Origin of the sequence: Ehrlichia japonica, assembly GCF_000632845.1 — a bacterium.
Taxonomy (GTDB): domain Bacteria; phylum Pseudomonadota; class Alphaproteobacteria; order Rickettsiales; family Anaplasmataceae; genus Ehrlichia; species Ehrlichia japonica.
In genome coordinates this window covers 619,314-633,647 of the sequence record NZ_CP007474.1, presented here as the reverse complement: position 1 = coordinate 633,647, position 14,334 = coordinate 619,314, and the positions used below count along the sequence as shown (strand labels likewise).

The following is a 14,334-nucleotide window of genomic DNA, read 5'->3' as shown; positions in this document are numbered from 1 at the left end:
GTCGGACTTTTATCTTAATCTGTCAAAATTTTAGTTATTTCTATACTGTATCCTGTGTCTTGAATAATAAGCATATCTTTTATTATTCAAGATTATAGGTGGTAGTGTTTATTATTGTGCTATTATTAATTTTAGTTTCTCATTGTAATAGTAATTTTTATAGTGTTTACTGTTAAATTAGATAATATATTTCCTAATAAGTTTATTATCTTAATATATTAATGCTATGTCCGCATACTTTACATAGGAAAAGAGCAAAAGATTAAACCTTATAAAAGAAATAATATTGTTATATTAAGGGTAATTATTAAAAGTTTCAGAAAAGTTACGACAAAAAGTTGTTATAAAGTCCCAAAAAAAATAGCAATTAGTATAAATATTTTTCATAGACCCATATTATCAACTAAGGCTACAAGTAGTATAGGATGAATACTTTAAAGAAATTAGTTCTAGAAGTGACTTAAGTTATAAAATACTGTATTGATGTCATTTAATAATTTAATAGATGTAAAATGGTTTTCTTTATTAAATAGTATTGTATAAGATTAATAGTCTATATTCTGTTCTTATGATAATCAAATACATATACAGGTAAGTAGGTTACTTATGTAGTTGCATTGGAGAAATTTAGTAATCCATAATCATATAGTTTGTGATGTAGATTTTGTGTGTGAACGTTGGCTGCAAGTATGTTGTTAGTATGTATTGGTTTAATAATGGTTATTGATGTATTAGTAATGAAAGTGGGGCATTATAAGCCTGGAATGAGAAATTTTTATAATGCTGTAAATTGGATGGAGTTATTTATATAAATTGCAATAATATATGTTATTGAGTTTGCAATGGACATCAAAACTAAAAGATTACATACAGTTTATCAAATCAGAATTAAGGGAAGTTTTTTAATAAATATTGAAAGTGTTGGTAAAGATGGATTGGCCATTTATGAAAGATATTTTTCTATAAGTAGGATAATGGTAATGTACAAAACTTTTAACTTAAGAGTTAGAAAAGAAATAAGTGTGATATACAAACGAGGTATTAGTATCATTGTAATTAGTGAAAATTAATAATTTATTTAAAAATTTTTAAAGTTGTATTGCATGTACTATATTGCTTAAGGGAAAATTTATGAACAGTGGATGTTATTATGTATATATCTGAAATAAAGATTTTAATTATGCTTTAAAATAGAAGATTTTATTAATATATAGAGATGTGATTTATAAATCTTTTTAGATCTAATGTAATGACCTATGAGAAAGTTATGTTGACGACATGTGAAGTTCTTTAAAAGTAAAAAGTAACATGTTGCTCTTAATTTATATATCAACTTTTATGTTTAAAGAAGTAGTTAATCTAATGGTAAAGCTTAAAGGATGATATCATTATAATTAATGTAGGTCAAAAATTTCTATAAATCATTTTTTACATATAGTATATGTAATGCAACTTTAAAAAATCTTTACTTGTAAATTCATGTATTATATATCTCACTACTATGTAAATACATTGTAAAAACCTTTGTATTTTGGGATTACATAGTATACCAGAAATATATTTATATGATTGAATTTAAGAAATTTCATAAGGCATTACTATATTTTTGCTAAGTAATTAAGAGGAAATTATATTATTAACTGTTAATTCTTTTCTAAATAAAAAACAGAAATACAAATATTGTAAAAAGAAAGGATAAAATGATAAAAATATTACTATATTAAACAACTATATACAGTAAAAAAAGCTAATTACCACTACATAAATAAAGATAGGTGATACTACTCACATATAACATAATTATTGTATATCTCTAGAAATACATTTTCGTATATTTCAATTTTTTTTATAAACCTTGTTACATAATATACCATATAAGCAAATTGATCTTCTGTGATTAACCCAGACTCAAAAGCCTCTATTATATTCTTTTTGAAAGCAGATACATAAGATTTAATATTATTTAAATAAGATAAAGTACATTTTATAATGTTTCCTGAATTTTCTTTACTCATATTCCAAACAAACTTACTTAAAACTTATAGTAGATTTCTTACACCATTATCTTGAATTTGTAAAGAGAAATTTAACGTTTAAGTTGTGATTGTATTTATGATATTGACTTTTCATACTATTTCATATAGATATTAAATCATGTTGAATTATGCTAACTATGCAGAAAATTTTTATTTCTTCTGATCATGCTGGGATAGAGTTAAGATTAGTTATTAAGTTATATCTAGATGGCTTAGGTTATATAGTAGAGGATTATGGTTGCATGGAATCTAGTATTGCTGTAGATTACCCGGATTATGTACAAAATGTTGTAAATTGTGTTATTAATAATACTTTAGGGTTTGGTATTCTAATATGTGGTACAGGTATTGGAATGAGTATTGTAGCAAATCGTCACAAGAAAATTAGAGCAGCTTTGTGCTACAATGTCGAAGTAGCTAGGTTAGCGCGTGAACATAACAATGCTAATATACTGTGTCTTGGAGCTAGATATGTTAGTTATGAAGAAGCTCAGTCTATAGTTTATAAATTTCTTACTACAAAGTTTTCTGAAGGAAGACATGTACAAAGAATAGCAAAAATAGATAATTATTTATGAATCAAACAATTAATCAAGATGAGTTATCAAAGTTTTCGAAGATAGCTGATAAATGGTGGGATGAAAGTGGTCCATTCAAGGTTTTGCATAAAATACATCCTTTAAGAATAAAGTATATTGTTGATTACATAAATAAGGCTATGCCTGGAGCAGATTTTAAATCATTGTCAGTTCTTGATATTGGTTGTGGAGGTGGGTTATTATCAGAGTCTATGGCGCGTTTGGGTATGAAAGTTCTTGGTATAGATGCTAGCGAAGAAAGTATTAACATTGCTAAAGCACATGCTTTAGAGCGTGATCTATGTAATTTAAATTATTGCTGCATAGATATAGAATCTTTAATTAGTAATAAGGAAAAATATGATATTATTACTGTTATGGAGGTAATTGAGCATGTTGATAATTTATCAGTGTTTATAAATGCTATAAACAATGTATTAAGTAATAATGGGATAATATTTCTATCTACATTAAATAGAACTATGAAATCTTGGTTATATGCGATAATATGTGCTGAATATATTTTTAATTTTGTTCCGCGTAATACTCATCAATGGAATAGGTTTGTCAAACCTTCAGAAATCACAAATTTATTTTTATCTAATGGTATATTTGTAAAAGACATCATGGGAATAAATTTTGATGTAATAAGAAGAAATTGGATATTATCCAATGATATTTCTGTAAATTATATTTTAACTGCACAAAAAGTTTAGTGATTTATAAAAATCACAATAAGTAATTAAGATTATTATTTAATTTTGTTAGTTGATGTGGAGAGATATATATAATTCTAATATGTTAGTTAATAAATTTTTGGATAATCAGATTATTCTTGGTATCTAATTTAATATTAAGATATAACTACTTGAATTACCTATATTTTTTATTATATATGAGTTTCATTATTACAATTATTCCTATTCCAAAGGCAAGAGTAGGTAATATCCATAACAAGTAAGTATCTGGATGATATGGCGGCATAATAGTTATTTGATTTCCATAATAATCTCGTAATTCAGTAATTATTTGATTATCATCGTAACCATTTTGAATCTTATTGCGTATCATTAAACGCATATCATAAGCTAATTGTGATTGCGATTCATAAATGGATTCACCAGAACAGATTAAGCATCTTACTATTTTAAATAGATCAATTGCACGTAATTCCATTTTATTATTGATCAATTTCTCATCTATTGAAAAAGAGTAAGCAGAAGAAAATGATAATATTAATATAATAATGAGTATTAAATTATTTTTTATTTTCACGGCTGTTCGTAGTGTTTGTAATGATTTGTATTTTTTTTATAAATTCCTCATAAGGAACTTTTCCAATAAAAATGTTAAAAGGATTTGTTACCTTACTTATCGATAATATGATATTATCATTGTCTTTTTTTTCGGAAATTGCATATATATAATCTTGCAAAGTATCAAGTATTTTATCTTTATAATGTGATTTACCATAAAATATCTCTACTAGTTGTTGTGTGATATTTTTATAACTGCTTATTTCTATTATTAATTTTTCATTATTAATCTTACTATCTATGGATAATGGGAGTGATAATTTTCCATGAATTGAAATTAATGAATTTTTGAATGCTAACACTATACTATCTATGATAGTACCGATCTCTTTAAATTCAGTATCTGACATACTTAATGTCACTATTGCATCTTTTATATTGATGTTAATATCTGTATTACTTGTGGCACTGGCATTTATTTTATATTGTAGTATTGTTAATAAATTTTCTAAAGATTTATGTTCATCAGTTTCTATATGTAATAGATTCTTGTTTGTAATATCATTATTGTTGCAGCTTATGCCATTGTCTTCATATATCATGGATGTGAAATATGCTTTTTTTTCATTTTTATTATCTAATAATAAAAATAATAGATTTTTGGATGGTTTAACTAATAATTTAAACTTATTCAGACTACATATTGACACATTGGGTGGATCATTATTTGTGATTCTCATTGAATTTTCAAATTTTAATATAGTATTATCTAGACCTAAAAATTCTAATGTGTTGCTTAGTAAATGATATTTTAATAATAATGACGGAATAAATGTATTTAATGAAGATGAATTTATTTGTAAATTTGATGTATGTATTTTTGGAATGAAAGGGAAATTTGTAATGTGTATATCATTATTAGGTGTTGCATGGATATGTGCCAGAGATTTTGATAAAGTTGCCTTTACATGAGTTGCAATAACAAGCCAAATACCTACATATAAAGATGAAATTGATGCAATCACAACTGATGATATCACAATTAATTTTTTATTAAAGTACTTCATTTTATAACTAATTAACTATTTTTTACAAAGGATATATTACGGGTTTCGGTAGGTAAAATTACACATAATCCATCAAGTTCTTTTGTTAAAATAATTTGGCATCCAAGACGTGATGTATCTGTTAGTCCAAATGCTAAATCAAGCATATCATTTTCTTCATCAGAGATCTCATTATGTTGTTCAACTATATTATACCACTTTGGTTCGATTATTACATGACAAGTAGAGCATGCTAAAGAACCTTCACATGCACCTTCTAAATCCACATTATTTCTATGTGCTAAACTTAATAAAGTTTCTCCATCGTAAGCTTCATATGTTTTTCTGCTTCCATCTGGTGAAATAAATGTTATTAATGGCACAATACACCTCCACTTATATGTCTATTTAATTACTAATATTACAGTTATCAATGGATTTATTTAAATAAAAATCCATTCGTTTTTTTATAAAATTATATGCTTGTGTCTCAACATTGTTTATGACGTCTTTAATGTTATCAGTTTTACCATTGAGTAATATTTCTTCAGCTTCTGCAATAGCATTATTAATTGTATTAAATTCTGATTCTGATATTAAGTTTTTATCTGTAATTAGTGCATTTTTGATAAGTGTAATAATTCTTTGTCCTTCGACTTTTTGCTCAGCTATTGAACGTATATGCATATCATGATCAAAATTGCCAATAGAATCCATAATATTATTTTCTACTTCCTCCTGATCTAATTCACATGTATGATTTATACTGACGGATTGTTTTATTCCTGTAGATTTTTCTTGTGCTGAAACAGTTAATAATCCATCCATATCAACTTTAAATTCTACTATAATTTTTGCAGCACCTGCAGGTAATGGTGGTATCCCTTTGAGTTCAAATTTTGCTAAAGACTTATTATGTTCTATCATTTCTCGTTCTCCTTGACAGACATGTATTTGTATAGAGCTTTGTCCATCAATGTAAGTAGTGAATTCTTGTGTTGCAGATGCAGGTATAGGTGTATTTCGTAAGATGATTTTCTCTACAATACCACCTATTGTTTCTATGCCTAGTGAAAGTGGTAGAGCATCTATTAAGACATTTTTATTTTTTATGTGTGGGTTAGATAAGTAATGAGCTTGTAATGCAGCTCCAACTGCCACTATTTTCTCAGGATCTACATCGCAAAATACTTTATTGTGAAACATATTGTTTAGCATGTCTTTAATTATAGGCATTTTGGTACTGCCACCTACTAATATTACTTTTGCAATATTACTTATATTTAGCCCTATACTATTAATTGTTGAGGTTGTAATACTTAAGGTCTGATTTAATAAATCTGATACTATACCTTGTAACTCATTCCTGCTTACTTCGCAAGAAAAGGTTTTATCGTGAATTTTAAAATTAAAACTTCCAATATGATGTGTACTTAAATATTCTTTTGCATATTTTACGTCTGGAATTAAATTATTTAGTAATTCTTTATTGAGTAATATATCATTTATACTCTCCACTTGTTGATATTTTTTATATATAAATTTTGCAAACAGGTAATCTATATCATCACCTCCTAAATTTGTATCTCCACCAGTTGCTAATACTTGAAATACTCCTTTGTATAACTTTAGGATTGAAACATCAAATGTTCCACCTCCTAAGTCGTATATCATATATATATTATTTTCACATTCTGGCTTTCCTATGCCATATGCTAATGCTGCTGCAGTAGGTTCGTTTAAAAGACGTAATACTTCAAGATTAGCAAGATGTGCTGCATCTTTTGTGGCTTTTCTTGCTGCTTCATCAAAATATGCAGGGACTGTTATAACTACTTTTTTTACCTCTAAGTTACTACTATTTTTTACAAGTTTACATAATTGTTTAAGAATTTCCGCTGATACTTCAACTGGTGTAACACATGTACCATCTTGCTTATTTATATATATATTATTATCACCTTTATCAGTTATATGAAATGGTAGCTCTGAAGATAATTTATTAATGTCTTTAGTTGATTTTCCCATTAATCTTTTTACTGAAGAAATGGTTTGATTAGAATGGTTTTTTCCTACCTGTATTTGGTTATCAGTATAACTCACTGTCGAAGGAATAAGGGATTTGCCATTGTTATCTGAAAATATAATAACTTTACCTTCACTATCAACCATAGATATTAAAGAATTAGTAGTTCCTAAATCTATTCCAAATGCTAATGTATTTATATTGGTCTTTGGGTCTGTTATATTAATTAATTGCATTAAATAATACTCCTATCCTCTTGAATTTTTTTAAGATATTTTAGTTTCATTATCTGTTTTGCAGCTTCATCAAAATCCTCTATGGCAAAAGCATCTTCCATGGCTTTAGTAGATAATAAAATTTGGTCCTGAATGTCAATATTACTTGACTCTTGTATCTTAAATATTTCTTCTACTATATGATTTATATCGTTTTTATTGGTAGTAATTCCCTTAATTTGCAATAAGTATTCTGCTCTTTTTATATAGGATTTTAAAGTTTGGTATGCTTTGTTTATTTCTGCTATCTTATCTAATGCTAATTTTTTCTCCAACTTTAAAGAAAATAAATCTGGGTGATAGTTACTTTGTAATGCTATATAATTCTGTTCTAATATTTGCATATTGATAGAAAATTGTGGTTTTAATTTAAATAGTGAAAAATAATCTTTATACATAGAAGCTTTCTCCACATCCACATCTTCCTTTTTCATTAGGATTTTTAAATATAAAACCTGAAGATATTTTATTTTCTACATGGTCCATTTCTGTTCCATTAATAAACATCATTGCCTTTGGATCAATTAATATTGTAAAATTCTCATTTTGATATTCTGCTTTAATTTCTACATCTAATAATTTGATATCATATGCATATTCAATGTTATATTTAAATCCAAAACATCCTTTTTGTTTTACCATAATCCTAATTCCAATAGCAGTACCTTCTTTTTGTTTTATAAGCTCTCTTATTTTTTTTATAGCATTTTCTGTAATAACAATGGGGGACTTACTTGCTATTTTACTATTTATATAATACCTGATCTGTGAACTACATGAATTGTTTTCATTACTGTAAGATACAGAAGTTCCATTGCTCATATCGAAACCTTACTTTAATACTTTATATCTATTCACTTGGAGACGAAAGCTTATCTTTTTTATTTGCTTGCTTCATATTATAATCGTTTATTGCAGCTTTTACAGCATCCTCTGCAAGTAAAGAACAGTGTATCTTTACTGGAGGTAAGCTTAATTCTTTTACTAATACAGTATTTTTTAGCTGTTGTGCTTCATCTATTGTCTTACCTTTTATTAATTCTGTTGCTAAAGAACTTGCTGCAATTGCAGCTCCACATCCGAAAGTTTTGAATTTTGCATCAATGATTCTCCCGTTATCATCTACTTTTATTTGTAATTTCATTACATCTCCACAACTCGGAGCTCCTACTAATCCAGTCCCAACATTATAATCTTCTTTAGGTAAAGTACCAACATTTTTAGGATTTTTGTAATACTCTAGAAGAGATTCACTATAACTCATAACATTACCTCATAATTGTAAAAATATAATAACAAAATTAGTGTGCATCCCATTTGATATTATTAAGATCTATACCTTCTTGAACCATTTCCCATAATGGGCTCATTTCACGTAGTTTTTTTATGCTGTTAACAATAAGTTCTGCAGCATATAAAATTTCTTCTTTTGTAGTAAATCTACCTATACCAAATCTAATCGATGAATGTTCTAAATCTTTATCGATGTTTAAAGCACGTAAAACGTAAGATGGTTCTAGAGAAGCTGAAGTACAAGCAGAACCTGAACTTACTGCAAGATTATTAATTGCCATGATAGTAGATTCTCCTTCAACATAGGGGAAACTTAAATTTAAGTTTCCTGCTATGCGTTGTTCATAATCACCATTTACTACAACATATGATAAATGTTTTTTTATTTCATTATATAAAATATCACGCAATTCTCTTATTCTAGTATTCTCTTCTTCCATTACTTCTTGAGCTATATGTGCTGCTTCTCCTAACCCTACAGCTAATGGAGTAGGTATTGTTCCTGATCTCATACCGCGTTCTTGCCCACCTCCGTTGATCATGGTAGTAAGTCGTACCCGTGGTTGACGTTTACGTACGTATAGTGCTCCTATGCCCATTGGAGCATATATTTTGTGTCCTGATATACTTAAGAGATCAATGTTCATTTTATTAACATCTATTGGTATTTTACCAAAAGCTTGAGCTGCATCAGTATGAAAAAATATTCCATGTTCATGGCAAATTCTTCCTATTTCTTCAATTGGTTGAATAACACCAATTTCATTATTTACCATCATTACTGACACTAATATTGTTTTATTGGTTATAGATGATTTTAGTAAGTCTAAGTTTAAGATACCGTTTTTCTGTACATCTAAGTAAGTAACATGGAATCCTTCTGTCTCTAAGTGGCGACATGAATCTAAAACACATTTATGTTCTGTACGTACTGTAATTATATGATTTCCTTTATTTTTATAAAAGTTTGCTACTCCTTTGATTGCTAAATTATTTGATTCTGTTGCTCCCGAAGTAAATATTATCTCTTTAGCTTCAGCATTTATTAAAGATGCAACCCTTTCCCTAGCTAATTCAACAGCTGATTCAGCTTTCCATCCGAAAGAGTGACTGCGTGAATGAGGATTAGAAAATTGTTTGAAATAGGGCATCATAGCTTCCAATACCCTATCATCTGTTTTTGTTGTAGATTGATAGTCAAGAAATATAGGTAATTTAATATGTTGTTGTCCTGCTTTTTCCATGTTTATAACCTATCACTGATAATATTAATGATATAATAATCTTCTAATTTTTGCATTATTCTACCTAATTTAATTTTAGTAATTGATTATTCTGATATATTTTGTACCAGCAATTGACTATTTTTGTTACCTGAGTGTCTGTTGCATCATGACTAAGACTAATTCTGATTGAATTTTTAGCTATATTGTCATCCACTCCCATTGCAGCTAATACATGAGAACGTTCTAATGCCCCAGAAGAACAAGCAGATCCACTACCAACTGCAATATTATCAATATCAAAACTTATTATTTGTATTTCGCTATTTACGTTTGGCATTGAAATGCATGTAGTATTTGGTAACCTTCGTGCATTTTTGCCAAAAATTTGAGCTTCAGGTACTAAATTTAGTATTTCACGTTCTAGTTTATCACGTAACTTCTCAATGGTAGACATTTTTTTTACAGAATCTTCTAAATTGCTTAAAGATATAGATAATAAATAGATTGATATGACATTCTCGGTACCTGCACGCAATCCTTTTTCTTGATGTCCACCTAATATTATAGGTTTTATTTTAATTTTTTTACTATTGAAAAATAATATACCAGTTCCGGCAATACTTCCAAGTTTATGTGATGAAACTGTTAATAAATCTACTCCTAAATCTTCAATATCTATATGAATCTTTCCACATGCTTGTATAGCATCTGTATGGACTATTGCACCAAATTTATGTGATATTTCTACTATTTCTTTTATAGGTTGAATAACTCCAGTTTCATTATTTGCAGTCATTATTGATACAAGAACTTTTTCATCTTTAAATTTGCGTAGAATATCACTTAACGTATCTAAGCACACTATACCATTAGAATTTACAGGAATTAATTCTGCATTTGTAGCACAATTCATAATAGATAAGTGTTCTATAGAAGAAATTAAATGTTTATAACCAGCAGTACTATTTATTACTAAGTTATTAGCTTCTGTACCAGATGAAGTAAAGATGACATCATAATTTGTCGCGTTCAATTGATTAATGGCTATTTCTCTTGTTTTCTCTATAATGCTTTTTGTATTTTGTCCTAACTTATGTGTTGATGATGGATTATATATGTTTAGAGAAGATAGGTTGTCTAGTTGATTTTTAACCATAGGAGATATAGTTGACATTGAATTATAGTCTGCATATATGTATTGATTGATATTGCTGCTTACTGTAGATTTAAAATTATTATTGACTATATCTTCTAATGAAATGCTATTCAGATATTTTTTTATATGGTTGCCTATGTTTTCCCATAAATTATGAGTAATACATCTGGCATTATTTGATAAACATCCCATGAGATCATTTTTACACCTTGTAATTTTTACATTTTCTCCTATAGATTTAAGAATAAGGTTAAGTGTAATTAAATCCGGACTTTTGTTTAAAGAATAGCCTCCACCAGGACCTTTCGTAGAACTTATTAATTCTTGCTTTTTTAATTTTACAATAATCTGTTCAAGGTATCCTTCAGAAAGAGATTGGCTATTTGCGATATGTGACATTTTTTTTGGTTGAATGCTACCTTTTAGTGTATAATACTCTTGAGCTAGCTTTGACATAAACATAATGGCATAACGTAGCCTTGTTGTAATTAACATATTAAATTTTCCAAATCTTTACCTAGCTATTCAATTTTGTTGAAACATTGTTATGAAAGATTTTTTATTACATTCAACAATTTCTTAATGTATCATTAATATACCCTATGTCAAGTAGGTTTTTATTGATCAAAAAAATATATAGAGTTAATTATTAGTTTTTTATATGTAAATTTTTATTGTATAACTTAGCATGAGTTAAAATATTTATCTGAGGTTTTGTTTTATCATAATAAAAAACTTTGTAAAGTTGAGTTTTTTTTCTTATTATCGTATACTTGAGGTTTGTGGTTTACTAATTTTTTATTTAAGGAAGTTAATTCATGAGAGAAATATTTTTTAATGGTGCAGTTGGTAAAATTGAAGGAAAATATCATCATAATAAAACGTTAGGTGCCCCACTTGCTTTAATTTTTCATCCTCATCCTCAATATGGTGGGAATATGGATAATAAAATCGTGTACAACTTATACAACATATTTGCTAATAACGGATTCTCTGTCTTAAGGATTAATTTTCGTGGAGTAGGTAAATCGTCAGGTAATTTTGAAAAAGGTATAGGTGAATTAAGTGATGGTGCAGCAGCAGCAGATTGGTTGCAAAATAATAATATGGCTTCAGCTCCTTTTTGGGTTGCTGGTTTTTCTTTTGGAGCATGGGTTGCTATGCAATTAATGATGAGACGTCCTGAAGTTGAAGGATTTATAGCAGTATCACCACCTGCAAATAAGTATGATTTTTCATTTTTATCACCTTGTCCTGTGCCTGGATTAATCGTTCAAGGTGATCAAGACAGCATTTCTGATGAATCTGCAGTATCCCAGCTTGCTGCTAGATTAAGTAATTCCATCAGAAGTGAATATATGCAATATTACGTTATAGAGAAGGCAGATCACTTTTTTCGTGACCATATGGATAAGTTTAATGAAGTTGTTGATAGTTATATAAAATTTCGCTTGTCTGAATCTATAGATAGCCGTAGAAGAGGTGTTATACATAAGAAAATAAAACAACGTCGTGTTGTTATGCATGATGATCCAGTGTAATTATTATAATATTAGGAATCATTTTTAGTTTACATAACTACTGAAAGTTTATTAATTTCCTGTTGTTTTTAGCATGTGGGTCTTATAACGAAAAGTTATGTTTTATATTCTATAAGGGTTTTCACTAGTGTTTAGTGAATAATTTGTAAGGTATTTTAAACTACTACTATAGATTTTGTTGACTAAGTTTATTTTATATATTTGTGTAATCTTGCTATATATTTTGCTACTTCATGCATTTTGTGTTATAGATAAGTGGATTATAAGCTATCAGTTTAATATATCATGATGGGACAATACAAATTTTGGCCATTTCAAGAAGCAGAAAAAATATTAAAAAAGTTTGGGGAAAAGACGGAAATTATTTTTGAAACTGGATATGGTCCTTCAGGACTTCCTCACATTGGTACTTTTGGGGAAGTATTACGTACTACAGCAATAATGAATGCGCTACGTAAAATTTGTCCTAATATTACAACAAAAATTATAGTTGTGTCAGATGATATGGATGGGTTGCGAAAAATACCTGATAATATTCCGAATAAGGATATGATAGCTGCCCATTTGGGCAAACCTCTGACTATGATACCAGATCCTTTCTGTGCTTGTGAAAGTTATGGACATCATATGAATATGTTGTTATGTAAATTTCTTAATTTATTTAATTTTGAATATGAATTTAAAAGCGCAACAGAATGTTATAGGAGTGGTTTATACAACGAAAAATTACTCTTGCTATTAAAAAATTATGATAAGGTGATGGATGTTATGTTACCTACATTAGGTAGTGAAAGACAAAAGACTTATAGTCCATTTTTGCCAATATGTCCTAAAACTTCAAAAGTATTGCAAGTACCTATTATTGATATTGATATTGAGTTAGGTACTATTTCTTACAAAGATGAAGATGAGGAAGTTGTTCAAATCCCAGTTACAGGTGGAACATGTAAATTACAATGGAAACCAGATTGGGGGATGAGGTGGTCAGCACTTAACGTAAAATATGAAGCGCATGGTAAAGATTTGCAGCCGTCTGCAGAATTATCTAGTAAGATATGTGAAATTTTAGGTAATACTCCCCCCGTTTTATTTTGTTATGAATTATTTCTTGATAAAGAAGGCAGAAAAATTTCAAAATCAAAAGGTAATGGTATATCAATAGAGGATTGGTTATCTTATGCTCCTGCTGAAAGTTTAGCGTTGTATATATTACAAAATCCTAAAAAAGCAAAAAAGCTATATTTTGATGTTATACCGCGTTCTATGGATGATTATTTATATCTAATAGATGATTATCATAACAATGCTAGTTGTGATAATCCTGTATGGCATATTCATAATGGAAATGTACCATTAATTGATAATTTTGGATTGAGTTTTTCTTTATTGCTGAATTTAGCATCAGCTTGTAATGCTGAAAATAGTGAAGTACTATGGGGATTTATTAAGAATTATAAAGGTAATAGTAATATAGAGGATAATAAAATATTATCTCAATTAGTAGATTTTTCGGTTAAATATTATCACGATTTTGTTAAACCACATAAAATTTATAAAATTCCAGATCACGATGAAAGAATTATACTAGATGAACTAAAGAATATGCTCAATGATTTTTCAGAAAATATTACGTCTGAGGAAATACAAAGTAATGTATTTTCTTTAATGAAAAAATATTGTTTTAATGATTTGCGATCTTGTTTTCAAAGCTTCTATGAAATTCTGTTAGGACAAAGTCATGGCCCTAAGCTTGGATCTTTTATAAAATTATATGGAGTAAATAATACTGTGAATTTAATTAATCAAGCATTAAAAAGATAGATATAAGAAATATGCAAAAAGAAAAGTTTATTTTTGTTTTGAGTAACAGATTTAAAAATATATGATTTATGAAATTGACC

16 protein-coding genes are annotated in these 14,334 nt (G+C 27.9%); 6 read left to right on the top strand and 10 right to left on the bottom strand.

Annotation, left to right across the window (positions count from 1 at the left end):
* The first annotated feature begins 689 nt into the window (after positions 1-689).
* Positions 690-812, top strand: a complete 123-nt coding sequence (locus tag EHF_RS04880; RefSeq protein WP_269493449.1) for a hypothetical protein — start codon at positions 690-692, stop codon at positions 810-812.
* Between the two features lie 30 nt (positions 813-842).
* Positions 843-1,070 carry a hypothetical protein gene (locus EHF_RS02560; RefSeq protein WP_044194872.1) on the top strand — a complete coding sequence of 76 codons (228 nt, stop codon included), beginning with the start codon at positions 843-845 and terminating at the stop codon, positions 1,068-1,070.
* Between the two features lie 711 nt (positions 1,071-1,781).
* Here EHF_RS02560 and EHF_RS02555 read toward each other — a convergent pair.
* The gene (locus tag EHF_RS02555; RefSeq protein ID WP_044194870.1) at positions 1,782-2,015 is read right to left on the bottom strand and encodes a hypothetical protein; all 234 of its coding nucleotides are present in this window, start codon (positions 2,013-2,015) and stop codon (positions 1,782-1,784) included.
* A 149-nt stretch (positions 2,016-2,164) separates the two neighbouring features.
* Between EHF_RS02555 and rpiB the strand changes: the two genes are divergently transcribed.
* Together rpiB and ubiG are read left to right on the top strand one after the other, a co-directional pair.
* A complete protein-coding gene (gene rpiB, locus EHF_RS02550; RefSeq protein WP_044194867.1) occupies positions 2,165-2,614 on the top strand; it encodes a ribose 5-phosphate isomerase B in 450 nt (149 codons plus the stop codon).
* Positions 2,611-3,330, top strand: a complete 720-nt coding sequence (ubiG, locus tag EHF_RS02545) for a bifunctional 2-polyprenyl-6-hydroxyphenol methylase/3-demethylubiquinol 3-O-methyltransferase UbiG (protein WP_044194864.1) — start codon at positions 2,611-2,613, stop codon at positions 3,328-3,330. The genes rpiB and ubiG overlap by 4 nt, the downstream gene beginning before the upstream one ends.
* Before the next feature lie 157 nt (positions 3,331-3,487).
* On the opposite strand, the gene EHF_RS02540 is transcribed toward ubiG, so the two are convergent.
* The 9 genes from EHF_RS02540 to EHF_RS02500 form a co-directional block, all read right to left on the bottom strand.
* Positions 3,488-3,889, bottom strand: coding sequence for a cytochrome c-type biogenesis protein (locus EHF_RS02540; protein WP_044194862.1), 402 nt, complete (start codon positions 3,887-3,889; stop codon positions 3,488-3,490).
* Entirely contained in the window at positions 3,873-4,937 is a 1,065-nt protein-coding gene (locus tag EHF_RS02535) for a hypothetical protein (RefSeq protein ID WP_044194859.1), read from the bottom strand. Before EHF_RS02535 ends, EHF_RS02540 begins: the two co-directional genes overlap by 17 nt.
* An 11-nt stretch (positions 4,938-4,948) precedes the next feature.
* Positions 4,949-5,299 (bottom strand): ferredoxin family 2Fe-2S iron-sulfur cluster binding protein, encoded by a 351-nt coding sequence (locus EHF_RS02530; protein WP_044194855.1) that lies wholly within the window; start codon positions 5,297-5,299, stop codon positions 4,949-4,951.
* Between the two features lie 25 nt (positions 5,300-5,324).
* Positions 5,325-7,178, bottom strand: a complete 1,854-nt coding sequence (hscA, locus tag EHF_RS02525; protein ID WP_044194853.1) for a Fe-S protein assembly chaperone HscA — start codon at positions 7,176-7,178, stop codon at positions 5,325-5,327.
* Positions 7,178-7,651 carry a Fe-S protein assembly co-chaperone HscB gene (gene hscB, locus EHF_RS02520; protein ID WP_232228924.1) on the bottom strand — a complete coding sequence of 158 codons (474 nt, stop codon included), beginning with the start codon at positions 7,649-7,651 and terminating at the stop codon, positions 7,178-7,180. The genes hscA and hscB overlap by 1 nt, the downstream gene beginning before the upstream one ends.
* A complete protein-coding gene (locus EHF_RS02515) occupies positions 7,608-8,039 on the bottom strand; it encodes a HesB/IscA family protein (protein WP_044194846.1) in 432 nt (143 codons plus the stop codon). Before EHF_RS02515 ends, hscB begins: the two co-directional genes overlap by 44 nt.
* Before the next feature lie 28 nt (positions 8,040-8,067).
* On the bottom strand, positions 8,068-8,481 hold the full coding sequence (iscU, locus tag EHF_RS02510) for a Fe-S cluster assembly scaffold IscU (RefSeq protein WP_044194843.1): 414 nt from the start codon (positions 8,479-8,481) through the stop codon (positions 8,068-8,070).
* 37 nt (positions 8,482-8,518) lie between these two features.
* The gene (locus tag EHF_RS02505; RefSeq protein ID WP_044194839.1) at positions 8,519-9,754 is read right to left on the bottom strand and encodes an IscS subfamily cysteine desulfurase; all 1,236 of its coding nucleotides are present in this window, start codon (positions 9,752-9,754) and stop codon (positions 8,519-8,521) included.
* 64 nt (positions 9,755-9,818) lie between these two features.
* Entirely contained in the window at positions 9,819-11,387 is a 1,569-nt protein-coding gene (locus EHF_RS02500) for an aminotransferase class V-fold PLP-dependent enzyme (protein WP_044194837.1), read from the bottom strand.
* Between the two features lie 323 nt (positions 11,388-11,710).
* Between EHF_RS02500 and EHF_RS02495 the strand changes: the two genes are divergently transcribed.
* Positions 11,711-12,433 carry an alpha/beta hydrolase gene (locus tag EHF_RS02495; protein ID WP_044194835.1) on the top strand — a complete coding sequence of 241 codons (723 nt, stop codon included), beginning with the start codon at positions 11,711-11,713 and terminating at the stop codon, positions 12,431-12,433.
* Positions 12,434-12,718: 285 nt separating this feature from the next.
* Positions 12,719-14,254, top strand: coding sequence for a lysine--tRNA ligase (locus EHF_RS02490; RefSeq protein WP_044194832.1), 1,536 nt, complete (start codon positions 12,719-12,721; stop codon positions 14,252-14,254).
* Positions 14,255-14,334 lie beyond the last annotated feature (80 nt).

Bases quoted from the DNA above. Each gene is read 5' to 3' on its own strand.
- EHF_RS04880 (WP_269493449.1), top strand. From the start codon at position 690: ATGTTGTTAGTATGTATTGGTTTAATAATGGTTATTGATGTATTAGTA.
- EHF_RS02560 (WP_044194872.1), top strand. From the start codon at position 843: ATGGACATCAAAACTAAAAGATTACATACAGTTTATCAAATCAGAATT.
- EHF_RS02555 (WP_044194870.1), bottom strand. From the start codon at position 2,015: ATGAGTAAAGAAAATTCAGGAAACATTATAAAATGTACTTTATCTTAT.
- rpiB (WP_044194867.1), top strand. From the start codon at position 2,165: ATGCTAACTATGCAGAAAATTTTTATTTCTTCTGATCATGCTGGGATA.
- ubiG (WP_044194864.1), top strand. From the start codon at position 2,611: ATGAATCAAACAATTAATCAAGATGAGTTATCAAAGTTTTCGAAGATA.
- EHF_RS02535 (WP_044194859.1), bottom strand. From the start codon at position 4,937: ATGAAGTACTTTAATAAAAAATTAATTGTGATATCATCAGTTGTGATT.
- hscA (WP_044194853.1), bottom strand. From the start codon at position 7,178: ATGCAATTAATTAATATAACAGACCCAAAGACCAATATAAATACATTA.
- hscB (WP_232228924.1), bottom strand. From the start codon at position 7,651: ATGAAAAAGGAAGATGTGGATGTGGAGAAAGCTTCTATGTATAAAGAT.
- EHF_RS02515 (WP_044194846.1), bottom strand. From the start codon at position 8,039: ATGAGCAATGGAACTTCTGTATCTTACAGTAATGAAAACAATTCATGT.
- iscU (WP_044194843.1), bottom strand. From the start codon at position 8,481: ATGAGTTATAGTGAATCTCTTCTAGAGTATTACAAAAATCCTAAAAAT.
- EHF_RS02505 (WP_044194839.1), bottom strand. From the start codon at position 9,754: ATGGAAAAAGCAGGACAACAACATATTAAATTACCTATATTTCTTGAC.
- EHF_RS02500 (WP_044194837.1), bottom strand. From the start codon at position 11,387: ATGTTAATTACAACAAGGCTACGTTATGCCATTATGTTTATGTCAAAG.
- EHF_RS02495 (WP_044194835.1), top strand. From the start codon at position 11,711: ATGAGAGAAATATTTTTTAATGGTGCAGTTGGTAAAATTGAAGGAAAA.
- EHF_RS02490 (WP_044194832.1), top strand. From the start codon at position 12,719: ATGATGGGACAATACAAATTTTGGCCATTTCAAGAAGCAGAAAAAATA.